Below are 20317 nucleotides of genomic sequence, written 5' to 3'. Positions count from 1 at the left end.
GGGCGGCGGTGCCCGGGGTGCGCGACGGGGCCGGTGGGACGGCGGGGGAGCCGTCCCACCGGCCCCGTCGCGGCTGACATCAGGCGCCGATGGCCTGCTTGATGGCGTCGCCCGCAGACTTCATCGTGGAGTCGGCGTCCGCGCCCTTGATGATGTTGGCCTCGGCCTTGCCCAGCGGCGTCCAGACCTCGGCCATCTCCGGGATGGACGGCATCGGGTCCGCGTTGTCGGTGGCCAGCTGGGAGAAGGTCACCATGTTCGGGTACTCGTCCTTGAGCTCGTCGGCGAGGTCGGTCTGCACCGGCGGGAGCTGGTTGATGTCGAACATGGCCCTGGTGATCGTCGTGTCCTTGATGACGTCGGCGACGAAGGTCTGCGCGAAGGCGGCGTTCTTGCCCTTGGAGGCGATGTAGAAGCCGTTGACGCCGGCGAAGGGGCGGGCGCCCTCCATGCCGTCGAAGCCAGGGATCTTGACCAGGGCGTAGTCGATGCCGGCCTTCTCGACGTCCGAGATGGCCCACGGGCCCGAGACGAGGTACGGCGCCTTGCCGTCGGTGAACAGGGAGATCGCGTTGTCGCCGGTGATGGAGGTCTTGAGGACGCCCTCCTTGCCGAGCTCGCCCATCTTCTCAGCTGCCTTGAGGGATCCCTCGGCGCCGACGCCGCAGTCCTTGGCGTTGAGCGTGCCGTCGGAGTTCTTCCCGAAGAGGTAGCCGCCCGCAGAGGTGTAGATGGGCTCCATGTGGTAGGCGTCGCCCGCCTCGCCGACGGGGAGCGAGAGGATCGCCTCGGTGCCCGCGGCCTTGCCGGCCTCGACGAGCTTCTCGATGGTGGCCGGCTCGGCCTCCTGCGTGAGCTTCTTGTTGACGAAGAGGCCGAGGGTCTCGACGGAGTACGGAACGCCGTAGTACTGGCCGTCGTAGGTCATGGCGTCGAGGGCGACCTTGGAGATGTTGGACTTCGCGTCCTCGGCGATGGTGACGGGGGAGATCGCGCCGTTCTGGACGAGGTTGCCCAGCCAGTCGTGCGCGCCGACGACGATGTCCGGGCCGTTGCCGGCCTGGTTCGCCGTGACGAAGGTGGACTGAAGCTCGTTGGCGACGGTCTGGACGGCGACCGTGATGCCCTGGGAGTCGCCCCACTTCTTGGCGGCGTCCTTGAGCGAGTCGGACTTCTTCTCGTCGGCCCAGATGACGAGGTCGGCGTTGGCGTCGCGGGCGACCGCGGTGGAGCTGGCGTCGCCGGAGGCGGCGTCGGTGGCCGTCGAGGAGCTGGAGTCGTCCGAGCCGCAGGCTGCGGCGGCGGCGAGGGTGGTGGCGATGGCGGTCATGGACAGGAAAGACCGGCGGTTGAGAGTCACCGTGATTCTCCTTCGAATCGAGGGGGTCGTCATGGGGGATGGACCCGTTGCGCAAACGAATGTAACCGGCGCGTGAAAAGTTTGCAAGCAATTGGTCAGCGTTGCACTCAGGTGAGGTGGATCATCTGGCAGTGTGGGAGGGAGAGGAGGCTGGAAGGAGTGCACGGGAGTGGTGGGTCGCGGTCCCCGGCGACCAGCCGGGCCTCTCAGCGCATGGACTCGGCGGCGAGCCAGGTCGTCGTCGACGGCGGGACGAGGAGCCGGCCCTCGGACTGCTCGAGGGCGCGTGACGCGAGGATGATCTCCGTGCCCTCGGGAAGCGCGATGGGCGCGTCCGTCGTGTTCACGAGGACGAGCACGTCCCGGGCGAGGAGGGCGAGGGCCTGCTGCGGGCACCACTCCATGCCCTCGACGAAGGCGAGGGGCGCCGTCGAGAGCGCGTGCTCACGGCGCTGCAGGGTCGCGTGCCGGACCGTGGCGAGCGGCGAGCCGAACTCGATTCCCTGGCCGTGAGCGAGAGCGTTGACCGTCTGCGCGAGCTCGGTGGGGGACTCCGGCTTGTCGGCGTCGAGGAGACCGACCTCGTCGCCCTGGCGCAGGTACACCGATCCTGGCAGCGCGAGCGCCAGGGCCTGGAGGGCGAGTGACCTGCGCCGGCGCTCAGCCTCGTCGATCTCGAACCACCGGCGGCCGTCGCCCGGGTCGCGGTCGGCGTCGATGTGGTAGTCGGGCAGGTACCGCCAGGTGGGGACGGCGCCGAAGCGGTCGTGCTCCTCGAGGGAGCGGTTGATATGCCGGGTGAGGGACTCGCGGTCCCAACGCGAGAGGGTGAGCGAGTCGTCGCGCAGGTGGTGGAGCCAGTCGTCCTGGAGGTGGTGACGCAGCGCGTCCGGGTAGTTCGCCGAGACGTCCGCACCGATGATCCCGTCGTCGACGTACTCGGCGACGAGGCCCTGGAGAACGGCGAAGTACTCGCTGAGGCGGTCCAGGTCGGTCTCGCTCGCGACGTCCGGCGGGACGATGAGACCGAGGTCGACGCCGTCGGCGCCGGCGGAGAGGAAGGTCTCCGCGCGCTCGAGGATGCCCTCGCCCTCGGTCTCGTGGCCGACGACGATCGGGTGGTGCTCGAGGGCGCGCGCTCCGGTGACCGGGCCCTGCGCCCCGGAGACGCGCAGGAGGACTCGCAGCCCCTTCCCGTGGGCGTCATCGATGAAGGAGCGCAGGGCGTCGACGTCGTTGACGGCGTCTAGGAGCGAGGGGCGCAGCAGGACGGAGCCGAGGCCGAGCGAGAGGACGTGGTCGACGAGTCCGTGCAGCGCGTCGAGCTCGACGCTCCCGAGGCTGGATGAGCCGACCTCGTAGACGAGGCCCTCACGCCACCACTCCAGGGGGCCGTTGTAGGGGCGGTGCACGAGAGTCGTCGTGGTGGTCACGGCATCGGCTCCCTTCCACCGGGCTGGGCCCGGGTCCTGCGGCCCGGTGCGCGGCGGGCCGATCGCCCGCACGCCCGCCTGGCGTCTTGCCCAGCCATCCTAACGCGGTGCTGCGATACCTTGGGCCCATGTCCATCAGCCACGAGAGCGTGACGGGTGCCGTCCACGCCGCGCCCCGCGCAGTCCCGCCGGACTCGGATCCCGACGGGCAGGTGCTCGGGCGCGAGGCGGCCGTCGATCTCCCCGGCTACGAGGCACGCGACGTCGAGCGCTTCGTCCCGGAGGTCGGCAAGAGCTCGCGGCGCACCCCCTTCGAGCGCGACCGCGCCCGCGTCCTCTACTCCTCGGCGCTGCGACGGCTCGGTGCCAAGACCCAGGTGCTCGGGCCCTCCTCGGACGACTTCGTCCGCACGCGCCTCACCCACTCCCTCGAGGTCGCCCAGGTGGGCCGCGCCCTTGGGCAGGCGCTCGGCTGCGACCCCGACGTCACCGACACGGCCTGCCTCTCCCACGACCTCGGCCACCCGCCCTACGGGCACAACGGCGAGAAGGCGCTCGACATCGTCGCCGCGGACATCGGCGGCTTCGAGGGCAACGCCCAGACGCTCCGGCTCGTCACCCGCCTCGAGCCCAAGGTCCTCGACGGCGGCGGGCGCTCCGTCGGCCTCAACCTCACGCGCGCCAGCCTCGACGCCGTCGCCAAGTACCCCTGGGCCAAGGGGGAGGGGCCCGGCGGACCGACCGGCAAGAGCGCCCGCAAGTACTGCTGCTACGACGACGACCGCGAGGTCTTCGAGTGGATGCGCGCCGGCGCCCCTGCCGGGCGCCGCTGCCTCGAGGCCCAGGTCATGGACCTCTCGGACGACGTCGGCTACTCGGTCCACGACGTCGAGGACGCCGTGGCGCTCCGGAGGATGGACCCCGCGGTCCTTGACGCCGACGGCGAGGTCGACGCGATCCTCGACGCGACCCTCGACTGGTACGGCGGGGACCTCAGCCGCGACGCGCTCGGCGCCGCCTGGGAGCGCCTGCGCCGCCAGCCGGCCTGGCTCACCTCCTACGACGGCGGCATGGCCTCCGCGGCTGCGCTGAAGAACCTCACGAGCGGCCTCATCGGACGCTTCGTCTCCTCGGTCGCCACCGCCACCCGCGAGGTCTTCGGCGACGGCGCCCTCGCCCGGTACGAGGCCGACCTCGTCATCCCGCCGGAGACGGCCAGCGAGATCCTCGTCCTCAAGGGCGCAGCGGTGCACTACGTCATGGCGCCCCGCGAGCACGAGCCCGTCTACCTGCGTCAGCGCACCCTCATCTTCGACCTCGCCGACGCCCTCCTCGAGTCGGGCGACGCCCACCTCGAGCCCGTCTTCGCCCAGGCGTGGCGCGACGCCGCCGACGGCGCCGGACGCAAGCGCGCCGTCGTCGACCAGATCGCCTCCCTCACGGACACCTCGGCGACCTCCTGGCACGCGCGCCTGTGCGGCATGTTCTCCGCGCTGTGACGACGTGTCCCGACGGTGCCGCCGGCGCCGTCACGGGGCGTCGGTCCACGTCCTGGGGCGCGCTTAGGATGCAGCCATGGCGGGACTGATCAAGCGTGAGGACATCGAGGCGGTGCGCGATCGCGCCAAGATCGAGGACGTCGTCGGCGAGCACGTCACGCTCAAGAGCGGCGGCGTCGGGTCCATGAAGGGCCTGTGCCCCTTCCACGACGAGAAGACCCCCTCCTTCCACGTCCGCCCCCAGCTGGGGCTCTGGCACTGCTTCGGGTGCGGGGAGGGCGGCGACGTCATCTCCTTCGTCCAGAAGATCAACTCCCTGTCCTTCACGGAGGCCGTCGAGTACCTCGCCGGACGCGTCGGGGTCCAGCTCCACTACGAGGAGGGGTCGGGCAAGGTCCGTCGTGGCGTCGAGCCGGGCACCCGCCAGCGTCTCCTCGACGCGAACCGACTCGCCCAGGAGTGGTTCACCCAGCAGATCGCCACGCCCGCCGCCCAGGCCGCCCGGGACTTCCTCACCGGCCGCGGCTTCGACCGGCGGGCCGCCGCCCACTTTGGCTGCGGCTACGCCCCGGCCGGCTGGGACAACCTCGCGAACCACCTGCGCTCGAACGGCTACACGGAGCGCGAGCTCGTGGAGTCCGGTCTGTGCTCCCAGGGCGGTCAGAACGGCTCGCGCGTCTACGACCGCTTCCGCGACCGTCTCATCTGGCCGATCCGCGACGTCACCGGGGCCACGGTCGGCTTCGGCGCCCGGCGCCTCTCGGAGGAGGACAAGGGCCCCAAGTACCTCAACACCCCCGAGACGGCGATCTACCACAAGGCCCAGGTCCTCTACGGGCTCGACCTGGCCAAGAAGGAGATCGCCCGGAGCAGCTCGATCGTCGTCGTCGAGGGCTACACGGACGTCATGGCCGCCCACCTCTCCGGCGTCACCACCGCCGTCGCCACGTGCGGCACGGCCTTCGGCGAGGAGCACGTCAAGATCGTGCGCCGCCTCCTCGGTGACAGCGCGGACCCCTCGGCCGGCGTCATCGCCGGCAACCGGGCGCGCGGGGGAGAGGTCGTCTTCACCTTCGACGGGGACGCCGCTGGTCAGAAGGCGGCTCTGCGCGCCTACGGCGAGGACCAGTACTTCGCCGCCCAGACCTTCGTCGCCGTCGACCCCCACGGCATGGACCCCTGCGACCTGCGCATGGCCGAGGGCAATGAGGCGATCCCGCGGCTGCTCTCGCGGCGCGTCCCGCTCTTCGAGTTCGTCATCAGGACCTCGCTCGCCCACATCGACCTCGACACCGCCGAGGGGCGCGTGCGGGGCCTGCGCGCCGCCGCCCCCGTCGTCGCCGGGATCCGGGACCGCGCCCTGCGACGCGAGTACACGCGGCGCCTCGCCGGTTGGGTCGGCCTGCCGGAGAACGAGGCGGTTGGTGCCGTGCGCGCCGCTGAGCGCCGCGGCATCCGGCCGGGACTCGCCGAGGAGCCCTATGGCGGCGACCTCTACGAGGAGGAGGGCGCTCACGGCGCCACCGCCGGACCCGGCCTGCCCCCGGTCACCGACCCGGTCGCGCGCCTCGAGCGCCAGGCGCTTGAGGTCCTCGTCCAGATGCCCGTCGTCGCGGCCGAGGCCGGGGCGGACGACCTCGACCCCTCCGCCTTCACGCAGCCCATCCACCGTGCCGTCTTCGAGGCCGTCGAGGCCGCCGGGGGAGCCGCGGAGGTGCCCGGGCTCGTCGATCGCGCACAGGCCGCCGGCATCGCTCCCGCAGAGGCGACGCAGCGCGCCACGATCCACTGGATCGAGGAGGTGCGTGCCGGAGCCATCGGCCCGGTGAGCGCCGCCGTCACCGAGCTCGCCGTCGCGCCGCTTCCCCTGCCGGTGCCGCGAGGCAACGCCGCCGGGTCCGGGCAGCCCGATCCCGACGCGGCACGCCGCTACGCCTCCGGGGTCCTGCGGGCGCTCGCGCGCACCGGGGTCAACCGTCGTCTGGCTGAGCTGCGCGCCCGGCACCGCCGCATGAGCCCCGACGACGAGGGCTACCGCGAGGTCTTCGAGGAGATCGTGGGCCTCGAGAACCGCCGCCAGCAGATGGCCCGCGAGGTCTGAGACAGCGGATCCCGCCGAGCGCCGGCGCGCGGCCCGGCCGCGCGCGCGACGAAGCCCCCGGACCCTGAGGTCCGGAGGCTTCCGTGGCTCCCGCGACTGGACTCGAACCAGTAACCGTCCGATTAACAGTCGGATGCTCTGCCATTGAGCTACGCGGGAATCGCGCTCGGCGCGGGTAGAACCTTAGCAAGGTCCCCGCGCTGCCGTCGAATCGGCGCACGCCGTGCCGCGACGGGGATGACGCCGAAAGGTCATCGTGTGGGCAGCCCCACACCATCGCTCACCCGACGGATGAGCCCCGCGAGCACCGTCCGGTCCTCCTCGCTCGTCACCGCAGAGACGTCCGGGTCCGTCACCGTGTAGAGGGCGCCGTCGGGGTCGCGTCGGACGCTTGCCGTCGCCCGCACCCCCGAGGGGAGGGTCCCCGAGACGTGGTGGACGATCGCCCCGTCGACGCCGTGGCGCAGGGCGCGCGCGAAGGGCTCCTCTGCGACCGCGCGGGCGCGGTTGGAGCCGTCGGCCTCGATGTAGCGCAGGGACCTGGGAACCGTGAGCAGCAGCTCCTCCTGATCGGCCGGGCGCGTCTGCGGATCGCGCCGCAGCAGGCCGAGCGTGAAGACCCGGGTGTCCTGGTCCCACGAGCCGTGGGAGACCTCGTCCCAGCCGAGGATGTCCTCGACACTGTCGGCATTGAGAACGATGAGGCGGTGGTCGCCGGCGACTGCCCACCGCGACCCGTCCTCCTCGATGGGGACCGCGCCGAGGGCTCGCTCCCCGTCGGGGAGGAGGGCCGACATCCGGGACGGCAGCTCGGCGTCGGGTACGCGGCGTCGTCGGGAGGAGCCGGGCACGAGGCGCACGAGGCGCGCGAGGCGCCGTGAGAACGAGGACATGGCGGCAGGGTAGCCGCCGCGCGGACGGGACGGTGCGCCCGGACGTGCGAGGATGGGAACATGGCTTACCGCGACATCCGCATCATCGGCGACCCGATCCTGCGCACCGAGTGCGAGTGGATCACCGACATCGACGACTCCGTCAAGGCCCTCGTCGAGGACCTCCTCGAGACGGTCGACGACGATGGTCGCGCCGGTCTCGCGGCCAACCAGATCGGGGTGGGCCTGCGCGCCTTCTCCTGGAACATCGACGGGGAGATCGGCTACGTCCTCAACCCCCGCCTCGACGAGCTCAACTGGGACGAGTACCAGGACGGCGACGAGGGCTGCCTGTCCGTCCCCGACCTCTTCTTCCCGACGAAGCGCGCCTGGTACGCCCGCGCCCGAGGGATCGACCTGGATGGCAAGGAGGTCGTCGTCGAGGGCGAGGAGCTCATGGGGCGCTGCATCCAGCACGAGTGCGACCACCTCGAGGGGCACCTGTACCTCGACCGCCTCGAGCGCAAGGTCCGCTCGAAGGCGATGAAGGAGCTGCGGGCCCAGGGCCTGTGAGACCGACGGCGCCGCACCACTGAGGGTGGCGCCGGCCGGTCGGCGGCGGTGCTGGGCTCGTCTCCCTGCCGCGCCTGGGGATCAGGCCGTGCGCTCATCGGCGCGCCGTCTGGACCATCCCGGGGACGGGTGCAACCATGTCCCCGCACGCCGCGTGCGTCACGTGACAGCCCGGTACGGGTCGAGACCGTTGGGGAAGGCGAATCTCGAACCGACCAGGAGGCGATTCATCGTGAACGGTGCCTACACCCGCGGTGTCCTTTTCGTGCACTCCGCACCCCGTGCCCTGTGCCCGCACATCGAGTGGGCCGCCGCCGAGGTGCTGTGCAGTCGCGTCCACCTCGACTGGACCGAGCAGCCGGCGGCCCCCGGGATGATGCGAGCCGAGACGAGCTGGGTCGGCCCCGTGGGGACCGGCGCCATGCTCACCTCCGCCCTGCGCGGCTGGGCCAACCTCCGCTACGAGGTGACTGAGGAGGCCTCCGCCGGCTCCGACGGCGGACGGTGGTCCCACACCCCCGACCTCGGGATCTTCCACGCGCAGACGGACGTCCACGGCAACGTCGTCGTGCCGGAGGACCGCGTCCGCGCCGCGCTGCTCCACGCGAGCGAGCCCGCCGTCATGCGCCGCGAGCTCGACCTGGCCCTCGGGCAGGCGTGGGACGACGAGCTCGAGCCCTTCCGCTACGCCGGTGCCGGCGCTCCCGTGCGCTGGCTCCACAGGGTCGGCTGAGCGGCCGTCGTCGGCTCCACCACGCCGCGGCCGCTCGCGCCACCGGACGGATCGTCGTGGCCGGTGGGCCTCGCCGTGAGGACGGGCCCCGCCCGCACCGTGCCGCGGCCCCGACCGGGGCGCAGGCGGGCTGCTGGTGTCGGCTCATCGTGCCCACGGGGCCCGCGTCGGAATATCCTCCCGGCCGGATGCTGTTGGCACCGGCGACAGCACCACCCCCCCCCGGAAAGGCAGTACCTATGGCACGCAAGGCACTCTTCGCCGTCACCGACTTCGGAATCGAGGAGCCCGAGCTCGTCGCTCCGCGCGACGCCCTTCGCGAGGCGGGCTTCGACGTGACCGTCGCGTCCACGACGGGTGAGCCCGCCCAGACCGTCACCTCTGACAAGGACTGGGCGTCCGTCCAGGGCGTCGACACCGCCCTCGACGAGGTGTCCGCCGACGACTACGACGTCCTCGTCATCCCCGGTGGCACGGTCAACTCCGACACGCTCCGCACCGACGACACGGCGCGTCGCCTGGTCAAGGACTTCGCTGACGCGGGCAAGACCGTCGCCGCCGTCTGCCACGGCCCGTGGATCCTCATCGACTCCGGCGTCGTGAGGGGCAAGACCCTCACCTCGTACGTGTCGATCCGCCCCGACCTTGAGAACGCCGGCGCCACGTGGGTGGACCAGTCGGTCAAGGTGAGCCCCGCGAACGGCTGGACGCTCATCACCTCGCGCACCCCCGGTGACCTCGAGGACTTCGCTGCGGCGATCGTCGCTGAGGTGCCCGAGCGCGCCTGAGCGGTCCTCAGCCCGGTGCCCGCGAGGTGCCGGGTGCGAGGGGCGGCGGAGCGGGGCCCCACCCGGGAGGGTGGGGCCCCGCTCCGCTGTGCGCGAGGGTGGTCCCGGCCCATGGTCCGTCAGCGGGTGAGGACGAGAACGGCGTCATGGCCGCCGAAGCCGAAGGAGGTCGAGGCGGCTGCCCGCAGCCGGGGCGCCTCACGGCCCTTGGGGCCGACGACGTCGAGGCCCGTCCTGACGATCTCGGGATCGAGGCCACCGGGCAGAAGCGTCGGCGGCAGCCAGCCGTCGGCCAGCGCCATCGTGGTGAGCACGGCCTCGAGCCCGCCGGCACCGCCGAGCAGGTGGCCGGTGGCCGACTTCGTCGCGCTGACGGCCGCGCCGGGCACGGTGCGTGCGAGGACGCGGGCCTCGACGACGTCGCCGGCCGGGGTGGAGGTGGCGTGGGCGTTGACGTGCCCGAGCTCCTCGGGAGCGATCCCAGCCCGCTCGAGGGCGAGGCGGAGCGCCCGCTCCTGCTGCTCGCCGCTCGGCTCAGGACGGGCGACGTCGTAGGCGTCCGCCGTGACGGCGGCCCCGGCCAGGACGGCGAGGACCTCGACGCCCCTGGCGGCCGCGTGCGCGGCCGACTCGAGGACGAGGACCCCGGCGCCCTCGCCGAGGACGAAGCCGTCCCGGTCCGGTGCGAAGGGGCGCGAGGCCGTCGTGGGGTCGTCGTTGCGCGTCGACAGAGCGCGCATGGAGCCGAAGGCGGCGACCGTCATGGGGTGCAGAGCAGCGTCGGTGCCGCCGGCGACGACGACGTCGGCACGGTCGAGCGCGATGAGGTCCGCGCCGTAGGCGATCGCCTCGGCGCCCGAGGCGCAGGCCGACACGGGCGCGTGGATCCCGGCCATGGCGCCGAGCTCGATGCCGACGGTGGCGGCCGGGGCGTTGGGCATGAGCGCGGGCACGGCCGTGGGCAGGACCCGGCGCGGGCCCTTCTCCCTCAGGGCGTCCCAGGCCTCCATGACGGAGAGGACCGGGCCCATGCCGGGCGAGACGGAGACGGCGAGACGCTCGTGGTCGACCTCGGGGGAGCCGGCCTGCGCCCACGCCTCGCGCGCGGCGAGGAGGGCGACCTGGCTGGCACGATCGAGGCGCCGTCGCTCCTTCGGGGTGAGCATCCCGGCCGGGTCGACGGCGAGCGGGGCCGCTACGCGGACTGGGAGCCCGTGCTCCTCGACCCACGGCTCGTCGAGCGCCGTGACGGCGCAGCGGCCCTCGCGCAGCGCGGCCCAGGTGGAGGCCGTGTCCCCGCCGAGCGGGTTCGTGGTGCCGAGGCCGGTGACGACGACGGCGCGGCGCGGCAGGGCGGCCGCGTCAGGCGCAGCGCCCACGTCAGGCCTGCTTCTGCTCGGTGACGAGGTCGACGAGGGCCCCGACCGTCGGCAGGGTCGGGATGAGGGAGTCGTCGAGGACGACGCCGAAGCGCTCCTCGACCTGGGTGGCGATGGTGAGCAGGCCGAGGGAGTCGATGTCGAGGTCGTCGGCGAAGCGGGTCTCCCGCGTGATGGAGGCGGCGTCCGTGCCGGCCTCCTCGGCGGTGATGTCTGCGATGGCGGTGAGGACCTCGGTGGTCTCGTCGGCCATGGTGTGCTCCTTGGGTCCGGGGTGTGGGCGGCGGGCGCCGCCGGCTGGAGCCCATTGTGGCGCACGCAGGGGCGTGCGCGCGGTCAGCGGAGCAGTCGTCCGCGGCGGGCGAGCAGGACGGCTCAGGCGGCCAGACGAGCGGCGTCCTCGGCGGAGCGCAGGCGCGTCACCGCGATGCCAGGAAGGTCGCGTCGTGCCATGCCCGCGAGCGCCCCCGCCGGGGCGAGCTCGACGCCGGCCTCGGTACCGGTCTCCAGGAGCCGAGCCTGGACGAGGTCCCATCGCACCGGACGAGTCACCTTGTCAGCGAGCCCCTCGAGGAGCCCGTCCGAGTCCTCTCCAGCGGGGTGGAGCACGCCGTCGGCGTCGTCGATGAACGGTCGGCTGAGAGCCCGGACCGGGAGCGCGGCGACGGCGTCGGCGATCTCGGGGGCGGCACCCGCCATGAGAGGGGAGTGGAAGGCTCCTGCGACGGCCAGCGGGAGGTGGCGCACGCCGGCCGGTGCGACGAGCGCCTCGAGCGCCGGCGTCGAGCCCGCGGCGACGACCTGCGTCGAGCCGTTGACGTTGGCCGCCGTGAGGCCCGCGGCGCGGACGGCGTCGAGGACGGCGTCGCGGTCGCCGCCGACGAGCGCCACCATGCCGCCGCTGGTCTCAGCGGCGCAGCGGGCCATCGCGCGGCCGCGGGTGGCGGCGAGCCGGACCGCCTCGACGGGGGTCAGCGCACCGGCGAGCGCCAGGGCCGTGAGCGAGCCCAGGGAGTGCCCGGCGACGACGACGTCGGGGGAGTCGGTGCCGCTCGGCCGGTCGCTGCCCTCGTCGGAGAGCAGCTCGGCGGCGCGGGCGGACAGGAGGCCCGTGACGACGACGAGAGGCTGGGTGACCTGCGTCGGCCTGATCGCGTCGGCGTCGGCCTCGGTCCCGAGCCGCAGGAGATCGAGGCCCGCCGCCTCCGACAGAGCGTCGAGCAGCTCGCGAGCGCCCTCGTCGACGAGCCAGGGCCCGAGCATCGCGGGCTTCTGGGCGCCCTGTCCGGGGCACAACACCGCGCGCACTTCAGGCCTCCCGTCCCTCGGCGAGGCGGCCCGCGATGATCGCGAGGTGCAGCATGAGGCCGTCGCGAGGGTCGGTCGCGTCCCAGCCCACCTGCTCGCTCACGCGCCCGAGGCGGTAGCGGACGGTGTTGGCGTGGACGAAGAGCGTGCGCGCCGTGGCCTCGAGCGAGCCGCCGAGGGCCAGGTAGGTGGCCACGGTCTCCTCGAAGGGGTCGCCCATCTCGTGGAGGGGCCGCGTGACGAGGGCGAGGATGCGCTCCGTGGCGAGCTCGTCTCCCGCGAGGAGCCGCTCGGGGAGCAGGTCGTCGGCGTGGACGGGGTTCGGTGCCTCGTGCCACCCGGGCAGGGCCCGCAGACCGGCGATGGCGGCGCGCAGCGAACGGCCCGCCTGAGCGACCGTCGGCACGACCGGGCCGATGACGGCGGGGCCGCCGAGGCGCTTCGCGATGGTGAGGGCGGCCTGGTCGACTTCCCGCTCGCAGTCGGTGTCCTCGGGGGAGGCGGCTCCGATGACGATGATGACCGAGTCCCCGCGCACGGAGACGAGGACGTCGGCGGTCGCCTGCCGGCACTCGTGGCGCAGCCGGGACGTCCCGAGCGCGTCGAGGCCGGGCGTCCTCGCGGCGATGGTGACGACGGGGCCGGTGCCGTTCCAGCCGGCGGTGCCCGCGCGGGTCGCGGCGTCCTCGGGGGCGTCGTGGAGCATGGCGTCGACGGCGACGGACTCGAGACGGGCGTCCCAGGCGCCGCGGGCCTCGGCGGCACGGGCGTAGACCTCCGCGGCCGTGAAGCCGATGTCCCGGCCGAAGGACAGGGCGGCGATGGCGACGCGGTCGTGGTCCTCCTCGGGCACGGCCTCGGGGGCCTCCTCGACGATGACGTCGAGGACGGAGCGCACGAGAGCGAGGGTCTGCCCCAGGGTGATCGTGCCGGTCAGCCTCTCGGGGGCGACGGAGAAGATCCGGCCGGGAGAGACGTCGGCGCTCGGGTCGGCGACGGAGTCCACGAACATGGTGACGCCGAGCGAGGCGACTGCCTCGATCTGGTTCCGGGGCTCGACCGGGAGGGTCCGGTACCACGAGTGGCTGGCGCTGATGCGGTCCAGGGAGTGCTCGATGATCGAGGTCTGCGCGCGGCGCAGGGCCTCCACCGCGGGGGTGCTCAGCTCGTCCATGTCCGGCATCGTATCGGCATGCCGAGTGACCGCGGTGTGGGTGATCGGGGCAGTCCGCGCCTATCCACGGAGGGCTCTCAGACGGTGTGGGAAGGTCACCCGGTCGCGGCACGCGTCGGTCCGACTCGCGGTGGGCTGGGGACTCCCCGAACGCGAAACATGCCTGTAACCTGAGCGGCGGGCACGCGCCGACGCCGTCGCGTCCGGCCGAGCCCGGCCCGCCTCGACGAGGAGGCGGCGCCGCACCACGGTTCACGCGACCGATCCACGGAGGATCCACGATGACACAGGCCACCCGCAGCGAGGAGGACCTCCTCGGTGCCCGTCAGGTCCCGCTCGAGGCGTACTGGGGCGTTCACACGCTGCGAGCTCGGGAGAACTACCGCATCTCGCGCGCCACGATCGGCGACGAGCCCGCCTTCGTGCGAGGCATGGTCCAGGTCAAGAAGGCCGCCGCCCTGGCGAACAAGGAGCTCGGCGCGCTCGAGGAGAAGAAGGCCGACGCGATCGTCTGGGCCTGCGACCAGATCCTCGAGGACGGCCGCTGCATGGACCAGTTCCCGATCGACGTCTTCCAGGGCGGAGCCGGGACGAGCGTCAACATGAACACGAACGAGGTCGTCGCCAACCTCGCCCTCGAGCACCTCGGCTGCGCCAAGGGCCGCTACGACGTCATCAACCCCAACGACCACGTCAACAAGTCCCAGTCGACCAACGACGCCTACCCGACGGGGTTTCGCATCAGCCTGCACCAGCTCGTCGAGGCCCTCATCGCCGAGCTCGAGCGGCTCATCGACTCCCTGTCCTCCAAGGGCGTCCAGTTCAAGGACGTCCTCAAGATGGGACGCACCCAGCTCCAGGACGCCGTCCCGATGAGCCTCGGCCAGGAGTTCGAGGCCTTCGCCGTGCTCCTCGGCGAGGAGATCCCGCGCCTGCGCGCCAACTCCGGCCTGCTCCTCGAGGTGAACCTCGGCGCCACCGCCATCGGCACCGGGCTCAACACCCCGCCCGCCTACCAGGCCACGGTCGTGCGGCACCTGAGCGAGATCACCGGGCTCGACGTCAAGGGGGCCACCAACCTCCTCGAGGCGACGAGCGACACCGGCGCCTACGTCTCGATGCACGCGGCCATCAAGCGCCTCGCGGTCAAGCTCTCCAAGATCTGCAACGACCTGCGACTGCTGTCCTCCGGTCCCCGCGCGGGCCTGGGCGAGATCCGCCTGCCTGAGCGCGCCGCGGGCTCCTCGATCATGCCGGCCAAGGTCAACCCCGTCATCCCGGAGGTCGTCAACCAGGTCTGCTTCAAGGTCATCGGGAACGACGTCGCCCTCACCTTCGCGGCCGAGGCCGGCCAGCTCCAGCTCAACGTCATGGAGCCCGTCATCGCGCAGACCTCCTTCGAGTCGATCAGCCTGCTCATCAACGCCATGCGGACGCTGCGAGAGCTCTGCGTCATCGGCATCGAGGCCAACGAGGAGGTCTGCCGCAACAACGTCCTGTCCTCCATCGGCATCGTCACCTACCTCAACGAGGTCATCGGCCACCACAACGGCGACCTCGTGGGGCGCGAGTGCGCCCGCTCGGGGCGGAACGTGCGCGAGGTCGTCCTCGAGATGGGCCTCCTGGACGAGGAGACCCTCGATGACCTGCTCAGCCCGGAGAACCTCCTGCGGCCGCGCTACCGCGACATGTCCTACTACTCGGGCGCCGACCCGACGGTGCGCACGGGCACGACCCCTGACGCCGCCGAGGAGGTGACCGCCGCGGCCGGTGGTGCGGCGGCCGACGACTGACGCTCATGGCGGGGCCCGCCGATCCTGGAGTGAGGCCCCGCCGCACGGACGGCTCCAGGGGAGCGTCCGGTGACGGCGCGTACGACGAGGGGCGGGCCCCGGAGGAGAGATCCTCCGGGGCCCGCCCCTCGTCGCTTCAGCCGGTCACCCGGCCCGGTGCGGTCGTCCGAGCCGTGGCTCAGGCCTCGCCGCCCTGGTCGCCGGAGGTGCCGGCGTTGACGTTCTCGAGGTCGTACTTCGTGACGGCCTCGGAGAGGACGGAGCGGTTCAGCCTGCCCTGCTCGACGAGGGCCTGGAGCGCCTTGACCGTCACCGACTCGGCGTCGATGAGGTAGTGGCGGCGCGCCGAGGCGCGGGTGTCGGAGAAGCCGAAGCCGTCGGCACCGAGCACGTGGTAGTCGCCCGGGACCCACTTGCGGATGAGGTCGGGCACCGCGTGGTCGTAGTCGCTCGTGGCGACGAAGGGGCCCTCCGCGCCGGCGAGCTTGTCGACGAGGTACGGCGTGCGGCTCTCCTCCGGGTGGAGGAAGTTCGCCTGCTCGACCTCGAGGGCCTCGCGGCGCAGCTCGGACCAGGAGGTCACGGACCACACGGAGGCGCGCACGCCCCACTCCTCGGAGAGGAGGTGCTGGGCCTCGATGACCCACGGGACACCGACGCCGGAGGCGAGGAGCTGGACCTCGGGGCCGTCACCGGCGGGGGCGTCGGCGATCTTGTGGATGCCCTTGAGGATGCCCTCGACGTCGACGTCGTCCGGCTCGGCCGGCTGGATGATCGGCTCGTTGTAGACCGTGAGGTAGTACATCTTGTTGCGGTCACGACCGGAGTCGGGGCCGTACCAGCGCTCGAGGGCGTCGCGCACGATGTGGCGGATCTCGTAGGCGTAGCAGGGGTCGTAGGAGACGAAGGCGTCGTTCGTCCAGGCCAGGAGCGGTGAGTGGCCGTCCATGTGCTGGGTGCCCTCACCGGTGAGCGTCGTGCGGCCGGCGGTGGCGCCGATGACGAAGCCGCGGGTCAGCTGGTCACCGGCGGCCCAGAACTGGTCGCCCGTGCGCTGGAAGCCGAACATCGAGTAGAAGATGTAGACGGGGATCATCGGCACGCCGTGCGTGGCGTAGCTGGTGCCCGCGACCTGGAACAGCGAGGCGGAACCGGCCTCGTTGATGCCGGTGTGCATGACCTGGCCGTGCTCGGACTCGCGGTACGAGAGCATCATGTCGGCGTCGACCGGCGTGTAGTTCTGGCCGAGCGTGTTGAAGATCTTCTTCGTCGGGAAGAGGGACTCCAGACCGAAGGTGCGCGACTCGTCGGGGACGATCGGGACGAAGCGGCGACCGATGTTCTTGTCCTTGATGAGCTCCTTGAGGAGCTGGACGAAGGCCATCGTGCTGGCGACCTCGCGCTTGCCCGAGCCCTTGGCCAGGCCGACGTAGGTCTTGTCGCCGGGGAGCTCGAGCTCGGCGCCGACGTCGCGACGCTCCGGGATGAAGCCGCCGAGCTGCTTGCGGCGCTCGAGCATGTAGAGCAGGGCCGGGTCGTCGTCCGCGGGCTTGTAGTACGGCGGCTTGTACGGGTCGGCCTCGAGCTGCTCGTCCGTGAACGGGATGTGCAGACGGTCGCGCAGGCCCTTGAGGTCGTCGAGCTTGAGCTTCTTCATCTGGTGCGTGCCGTTGCGGCCCGCGAAGTGGGAGCCGAGCAGGTAGCCCTTGACGGTCTGCGCCAGGATGACGGTCGGCTGACCCTTGTGCTCCATCGCGGCCTTGTAGGCGGCGTACATCTTGCGGTAGTCGTTGCCGCCGCGATGGAGGGCCCAGATCTCGTCGTCGGTCCAGTCCTTGACGAGGGCGGCCGTGCGCGGGTCCTTGTTGAAGAAGTGCTCGCGGACGTAGGCGCCGTCGTTCGCCTTCATGGTCTGGTAGTCGCCGTCGAGGGTCTCCATCATGAGGTGCTCGAGGGCGTGGTCCTTGTCCGCCGCGAGGAGCTGGTCCCAGCCGCGGCCCCACAGGACCTTGATGACGTTCCAGCCGGCGCCCTTGAAGCTCGCCTCGAGTTCCTGGACGATCTTGCCGTTGCCGCGGACCGGGCCGTCGAGGCGCTGGAGGTTGCAGTTGACGACGAAGGTGAGGTTGTCGAGCTGCTGGTTCGCCGCGAGCTGGAGCATGCCGCGGGACTCGGGCTCGTCCATCTCGCCGTCGCCGAGGAAGGCCCAGGTGTGCTGCTGCGAGGTGTCCTTGAGGCCGGCACCCTGGAGGTAGCGGTCGAACCAGGCCTGGTAGATGGCCTCGGAGGGGCCAAGGCCCATGGAGACGGTGGGGTACTCCCAGAAGTCGTCCATGCGGCGCGGGTGCGGGTACGACGGCAGGCCGCGGCCGCCGGTGGCGGCGGGGTGGGAGTACTCCTGACGGAAGCCGTCCATGTCGTCCTCGGTGAGACGGCCCTCGATGAAGGCGCGGGCGTAGTTGCCCGGCGCGGAGTGGCCCTGGAAGAAGACGTGGTCGCCGCCGCCCGGGTGGTCCTTGCCGCGGAAGAAGTGGTTGAGGCCGACCTCGTACATGGTGGCCGTCGAGGCGTAGGACGAGATGTGGCCGCCGACGCCGATGCCGGGGCGCTGCGCGCGGGTCACCTGGACCGCGGCGTTCCAGCGCAGCCAGCGGCGGTACGTGCGCTCCGCGTCCTCGTCGCCGGGGAAGTAGGGCTCGTCCTCGACGTCGATCGTGTTGACGTAGGGGGTGGTCGTCTGGGCCGGGAGCGTGACGTTCTTCTTGCGGGCCTCGGCGAGCATCGACAGGAGGATGAAGCGGGCGCGAGGGCCGCCCTTCTCCTGGATGAGCGCGTCGAGGGAGTCGTGCCACTCCTTGGTCTCCTCAGGGTCGTTGTCGTTGACCTTGGTCAGGAGGCCGTCGATGAGCGGCGCCGAGTCGCTTGTGGGGCTCACGGATTCCTTCTTCCTCGCGTCTGTGCGGTGGTGGCCGGCGGTGCCGGGACTGGTGGTCGGGCTCCGCGGCTCTGACGGCGCCGGGGCCACCTGGATCTGACCCCTCCAATCTACGGGCTCACCGGGCCCGGAGTCTTCCTCAGAGGGGAGGAAAGTCCCATCTGGTCTGTGAGGTGGGGCACCGGGGCCGCCTCACCGTCATCGGACCGGATTGCGGTCGAGGTGACGTTCGCGCAGCGTTACGCGTGTTCGCTTGCGCAGGGCGGCCGCCTTGGGGTGGGGTAGTGCCAGTCGGCCCGCAGGGGTCGGTGCGCGCGCACGCGCGGAAGATAGGGGCGATGGTCCCAGGGACGGAGTGGACACAGTGACGAGCACACCGGGCGCGGCCTTCGGCTTCGCCTCCGGCCTCATCATCCAGGAGTTCGGCTACGACGACGACGTCGACGAGACGCTGCGCTCCGCCGCGACCGCGGAGACGGGGACGGAGCTCGTCGACGAGGACTACGAGGACGTCGCGGACTCCGCGATCGTGTGGTGGCGGGCTGACGACGGCGACGTCGACGCCCTCACCGACCTCCTCGTGGACGCGCAGGCCAACCTGGATGGAGACGGGCTCATCTGGGTGCTCACCCCCAAGGCCCGCACCGCGGGCGCCGTCGACGCCTTCGAGATCGAGGAGGCGGCCCGGACGGCCGGCATGCACGCCACCTCCGCCGCGGCGATGGGCTCGTCCTGGGCCGGGACCCGGGTGGTCTCCAAGCGGCACTGAGGTCGGGCGCGGAGGTCGCGGGCGGGCGGTGAGCCCGCGCCGGCTGCCCCGCCGATCGCGTCCGGCTCACGTAGCGGAGCCGGTCAGGACCTGTAGCTCAGCTGGTAGAGCAACGCGTTTACACCGCGTCGGTCGTCGGTTCGAACCCGGCCGGGTCCACTTCAGGGGAGCTGCGGCGCCCGCAGCGTCGTCGCCCCGACGTGGCCGGTGAAGGCCCACAGCAGCTGCGGGTACGAGCGGTCAGTGACCGAGGAGCTCCTCGAGGAGCTCCGTGACGCGCCGGCGGATCTCGTCGCGGATGGGACGAACGTCCTCCAGCGGCCGGCCGGCGGGGTCCTCGAGCACCCAGTCCAGGTACCGCGTGCCGGGGTAGGCGGGGCACGCGTCCCCGCAGCCCATCGTGATGACGACGTCCGAGGCGTCGACCGCCTCGTCCGTGAGCACCTTGGGGCGCTCCGCGGTGAGGTCGATGCCCTCCTCCGCCATCGCGGCGACGACGGCCGGGTTGACGGCGTTGGCGGGCGCCGTGCCGCCGGAACGGACCTCGACCCGTCCGCCGGACAGGACGCGCGCGTAGGCGGCGCCCATCTGGGAGCGCCCGGCGTTGTGGACGCACACGAAGAGGACGGAGGGACGACGTGTCTCGTCAACGGTCCTCGGGGAGCCGGCGGCGCCGGTCGCGCTGGACTCAGCACGCATCGCAGCACTCCTGCGGCTGGGCGCTCGTGAGCGCCCCGGTGAGCGCGGAGAGCGCGGCGAAGCCCTCGGGTCGGATCGAGAAGTGGGCCCAGCTCCCGCGCATCTCCCGGTCGAGGAGCCCCGCCTCGACGAGGCGCTTGAGGTGGTGGGACATCGTCGGCTGGCTGACGCCGAAGGTCTGCGGCATGGAGCAGGCGCACACCGTCGTCGAGGTGCCGGCGATGTGGAGCACGATCCGCAGGCGGACGGGGTCCGCGAGCGCCTTGAGGGCGGGGAGGAGCGCGTCCGCGTCGGGGGTCACCGAGGGGGTGACCCGGGCGGTTCGAGGGGCCTCGGCGAGCGCGAGGGGGGTGCTTGTCACGGGGCGAGGCTAACGCATATTGACGAACGTCGATATGACTTCTAGCGTTGTGCCGTCAGTCGATATCGATCAGCGTCGATCTCGGGCGCCTGCCTCCCATGAGGCGTCAGGGCGCTCGTCCAGGAGGTCCCCATGCCCGCCGTCCGCGTCTTCGAGCCCGCCCTGTGCTGCAACACCGGGGTGTGCGGCCCCGACGTCGACCAGTCGCTCATCGACTTCACCGCCGCGCTCGGAGCCGTTCGGGACGCCGGAGGCGACGTCGAGCGCGCCAACCTCGCCTCGGACCCCGCCGCCTTTACCGCGGACCCGACGGCCCTCGCCTTCCTGCAGACCGCGGGCTCTCAGGGCCTGCCACTCACCGTCGTCGACGGCGTCACGGTCCTCACGGGCCGGTACCCCAGCCGCGAGGAGCTCTCCCGGTGGGCCGGCCTCGACGCCGCCCCCGCACCCGCAGTGGCCGGGACGGGCACCCTGCTCCTCGCCGTCACCGACGTCACCCGGTCCAGCGGCGGCTGCTGCGGCTCCGAGGGCTGCTGCTGA

General features: G+C 72.1%; 18 protein-coding genes and 2 tRNA genes. 9 read left to right on the top strand and 11 right to left on the bottom strand.

Annotated elements, in window-relative coordinates; all coding sequences use genetic code 11:
• Nucleotides 1–79: 79 nt before the first annotated feature.
• Together IXW69_RS05435 and IXW69_RS05430 are read right to left on the bottom strand one after the other, a co-directional pair.
• On the bottom strand, nucleotides 80–1330 hold the full coding sequence (locus IXW69_RS05435) for a sugar ABC transporter substrate-binding protein (RefSeq protein WP_228524836.1): 1251 nt from the start codon (nucleotides 1328–1330) through the stop codon (nucleotides 80–82).
• Between the two features lie 236 nt (nucleotides 1331–1566).
• Entirely contained in the window at nucleotides 1567–2793 is a 1227-nt protein-coding gene (locus IXW69_RS05430; protein ID WP_194785346.1) for an alpha-amylase family protein, read from the bottom strand.
• A 128-nt stretch (nucleotides 2794–2921) separates the two neighbouring features.
• Here IXW69_RS05430 and IXW69_RS05425 point away from each other — a divergent pair, with 128 nt between their 5' ends.
• Together IXW69_RS05425 and dnaG are read left to right on the top strand one after the other, a co-directional pair.
• The gene (locus tag IXW69_RS05425) at nucleotides 2922–4292 is read left to right on the top strand and encodes a deoxyguanosinetriphosphate triphosphohydrolase (protein ID WP_194785345.1); all 1371 of its coding nucleotides are present in this window, start codon (nucleotides 2922–2924) and stop codon (nucleotides 4290–4292) included.
• 76 nt (nucleotides 4293–4368) lie between these two features.
• The gene (gene dnaG, locus IXW69_RS05420) at nucleotides 4369–6393 is read left to right on the top strand and encodes a DNA primase (protein WP_194785344.1); all 2025 of its coding nucleotides are present in this window, start codon (nucleotides 4369–4371) and stop codon (nucleotides 6391–6393) included.
• Between the two features lie 84 nt (nucleotides 6394–6477).
• Here dnaG and IXW69_RS05415 read toward each other — a convergent pair.
• A tRNA-Asn gene (locus IXW69_RS05415) sits at nucleotides 6478–6552 on the bottom strand.
• Nucleotides 6553–6644: 92 nt separating this feature from the next.
• A complete protein-coding gene (locus tag IXW69_RS05410; RefSeq protein WP_228524834.1) occupies nucleotides 6645–7286 on the bottom strand; it encodes a hypothetical protein in 642 nt (213 codons plus the stop codon).
• A 60-nt stretch (nucleotides 7287–7346) separates the two neighbouring features.
• Here IXW69_RS05410 and IXW69_RS05405 point away from each other — a divergent pair, with 60 nt between their 5' ends.
• The 3 genes from IXW69_RS05405 (at nucleotide 7347) to IXW69_RS05395 (ending at nucleotide 9359) form a co-directional block, all read left to right on the top strand.
• On the top strand, nucleotides 7347–7838 hold the full coding sequence (locus tag IXW69_RS05405; RefSeq protein ID WP_194785343.1) for a peptide deformylase: 492 nt from the start codon (nucleotides 7347–7349) through the stop codon (nucleotides 7836–7838).
• A gap of 232 nt (nucleotides 7839–8070) precedes the next feature.
• On the top strand, nucleotides 8071–8571 hold the full coding sequence (locus IXW69_RS05400) for a DUF3145 domain-containing protein (protein WP_194785342.1): 501 nt from the start codon (nucleotides 8071–8073) through the stop codon (nucleotides 8569–8571).
• Between the two features lie 239 nt (nucleotides 8572–8810).
• Complete coding sequence (locus tag IXW69_RS05395) at nucleotides 8811–9359, top strand: type 1 glutamine amidotransferase domain-containing protein (protein ID WP_194785341.1); 549 nt, start codon at nucleotides 8811–8813, stop codon at nucleotides 9357–9359.
• A gap of 119 nt (nucleotides 9360–9478) precedes the next feature.
• On the opposite strand, the gene IXW69_RS05390 is transcribed toward IXW69_RS05395, so the two are convergent.
• The 4 genes from IXW69_RS05390 to IXW69_RS05375 form a co-directional block, all read right to left on the bottom strand.
• Nucleotides 9479–10738 (bottom strand): beta-ketoacyl-[acyl-carrier-protein] synthase family protein, encoded by a 1260-nt coding sequence (locus tag IXW69_RS05390; protein WP_323745189.1) that lies wholly within the window; start codon nucleotides 10736–10738, stop codon nucleotides 9479–9481.
• A gap of 1 nt (nucleotide 10739) precedes the next feature.
• Nucleotides 10740–10991 (bottom strand): acyl carrier protein, encoded by a 252-nt coding sequence (locus IXW69_RS05385; protein WP_194785340.1) that lies wholly within the window; start codon nucleotides 10989–10991, stop codon nucleotides 10740–10742.
• Between the two features lie 122 nt (nucleotides 10992–11113).
• The gene (locus IXW69_RS05380; protein WP_323745193.1) at nucleotides 11114–12037 is read right to left on the bottom strand and encodes an ACP S-malonyltransferase; all 924 of its coding nucleotides are present in this window, start codon (nucleotides 12035–12037) and stop codon (nucleotides 11114–11116) included.
• A gap of 10 nt (nucleotides 12038–12047) precedes the next feature.
• Nucleotides 12048–13220 (bottom strand): PucR family transcriptional regulator, encoded by a 1173-nt coding sequence (locus IXW69_RS05375; protein ID WP_194785338.1) that lies wholly within the window; start codon nucleotides 13218–13220, stop codon nucleotides 12048–12050.
• A gap of 281 nt (nucleotides 13221–13501) precedes the next feature.
• Between IXW69_RS05375 and aspA the strand changes: the two genes are divergently transcribed.
• On the top strand, nucleotides 13502–15013 hold the full coding sequence (gene aspA, locus IXW69_RS05370; RefSeq protein WP_194785337.1) for an aspartate ammonia-lyase: 1512 nt from the start codon (nucleotides 13502–13504) through the stop codon (nucleotides 15011–15013).
• Nucleotides 15014–15191: 178 nt separating this feature from the next.
• On the opposite strand, the gene aceE is transcribed toward aspA, so the two are convergent.
• The gene (aceE, locus tag IXW69_RS05365) at nucleotides 15192–17948 is read right to left on the bottom strand and encodes a pyruvate dehydrogenase (acetyl-transferring), homodimeric type (protein WP_194785336.1); all 2757 of its coding nucleotides are present in this window, start codon (nucleotides 17946–17948) and stop codon (nucleotides 15192–15194) included.
• Between the two features lie 364 nt (nucleotides 17949–18312).
• Here aceE and IXW69_RS05360 point away from each other — a divergent pair, with 364 nt between their 5' ends.
• Entirely contained in the window at nucleotides 18313–18717 is a 405-nt protein-coding gene (locus IXW69_RS05360; RefSeq protein ID WP_194785335.1) for a DUF3052 domain-containing protein, read from the top strand.
• A gap of 86 nt (nucleotides 18718–18803) precedes the next feature.
• Nucleotides 18804–18876, top strand: a tRNA-Val gene (locus IXW69_RS05355).
• A gap of 81 nt (nucleotides 18877–18957) precedes the next feature.
• Here the strand turns inward: IXW69_RS05355 and IXW69_RS05350 are convergent.
• Nucleotides 18958–19416, bottom strand: coding sequence for an arsenate reductase ArsC (locus IXW69_RS05350; RefSeq protein WP_194785334.1), 459 nt, complete (start codon nucleotides 19414–19416; stop codon nucleotides 18958–18960).
• Entirely contained in the window at nucleotides 19406–19777 is a 372-nt protein-coding gene (locus IXW69_RS05345; RefSeq protein WP_194785333.1) for an ArsR/SmtB family transcription factor, read from the bottom strand. Before IXW69_RS05345 ends, IXW69_RS05350 begins: the two co-directional genes overlap by 11 nt.
• A 132-nt stretch (nucleotides 19778–19909) precedes the next feature.
• Here IXW69_RS05345 and arsD point away from each other — a divergent pair, with 132 nt between their 5' ends.
• Complete coding sequence (arsD, locus tag IXW69_RS05340) at nucleotides 19910–20317, top strand: arsenite efflux transporter metallochaperone ArsD (RefSeq protein ID WP_194785332.1); 408 nt, start codon at nucleotides 19910–19912, stop codon at nucleotides 20315–20317.

It is taken from the genome of Actinomyces haliotis (genome assembly GCF_015355765.1).
Classification (GTDB): Bacteria; Actinomycetota; Actinomycetes; order Actinomycetales; family Actinomycetaceae; genus Actinomyces; species Actinomyces haliotis.
Note: the sequence above shows the minus strand (reverse complement) of the source record. Positions and strands in the feature narration are given on the sequence as shown.

Coding starts and splice junctions, on each gene's coding strand:
- IXW69_RS05350 (WP_194785334.1), bottom strand. CDS start 19,416: ATGCGTGCTGAGTCCAGCGCGACCGGCGCCGCCGGCTCCCCGAGGACC.
- IXW69_RS05395 (WP_194785341.1), top strand. CDS start 8,811: ATGGCACGCAAGGCACTCTTCGCCGTCACCGACTTCGGAATCGAGGAG.
- IXW69_RS05385 (WP_194785340.1), bottom strand. CDS start 10,991: ATGGCCGACGAGACCACCGAGGTCCTCACCGCCATCGCAGACATCACC.
- IXW69_RS05375 (WP_194785338.1), bottom strand. CDS start 13,220: ATGGACGAGCTGAGCACCCCCGCGGTGGAGGCCCTGCGCCGCGCGCAG.
- dnaG (WP_194785344.1), top strand. CDS start 4,369: ATGGCGGGACTGATCAAGCGTGAGGACATCGAGGCGGTGCGCGATCGC.
- IXW69_RS05410 (WP_228524834.1), bottom strand. CDS start 7,286: ATGTCCTCGTTCTCACGGCGCCTCGCGCGCCTCGTGCGCCTCGTGCCC.
- aspA (WP_194785337.1), top strand. CDS start 13,502: ATGACACAGGCCACCCGCAGCGAGGAGGACCTCCTCGGTGCCCGTCAG.
- IXW69_RS05425 (WP_194785345.1), top strand. CDS start 2,922: ATGTCCATCAGCCACGAGAGCGTGACGGGTGCCGTCCACGCCGCGCCC.
- IXW69_RS05435 (WP_228524836.1), bottom strand. CDS start 1,330: ATGACCGCCATCGCCACCACCCTCGCCGCCGCCGCAGCCTGCGGCTCG.
- arsD (WP_194785332.1), top strand. CDS start 19,910: ATGCCCGCCGTCCGCGTCTTCGAGCCCGCCCTGTGCTGCAACACCGGG.
- IXW69_RS05405 (WP_194785343.1), top strand. CDS start 7,347: ATGGCTTACCGCGACATCCGCATCATCGGCGACCCGATCCTGCGCACC.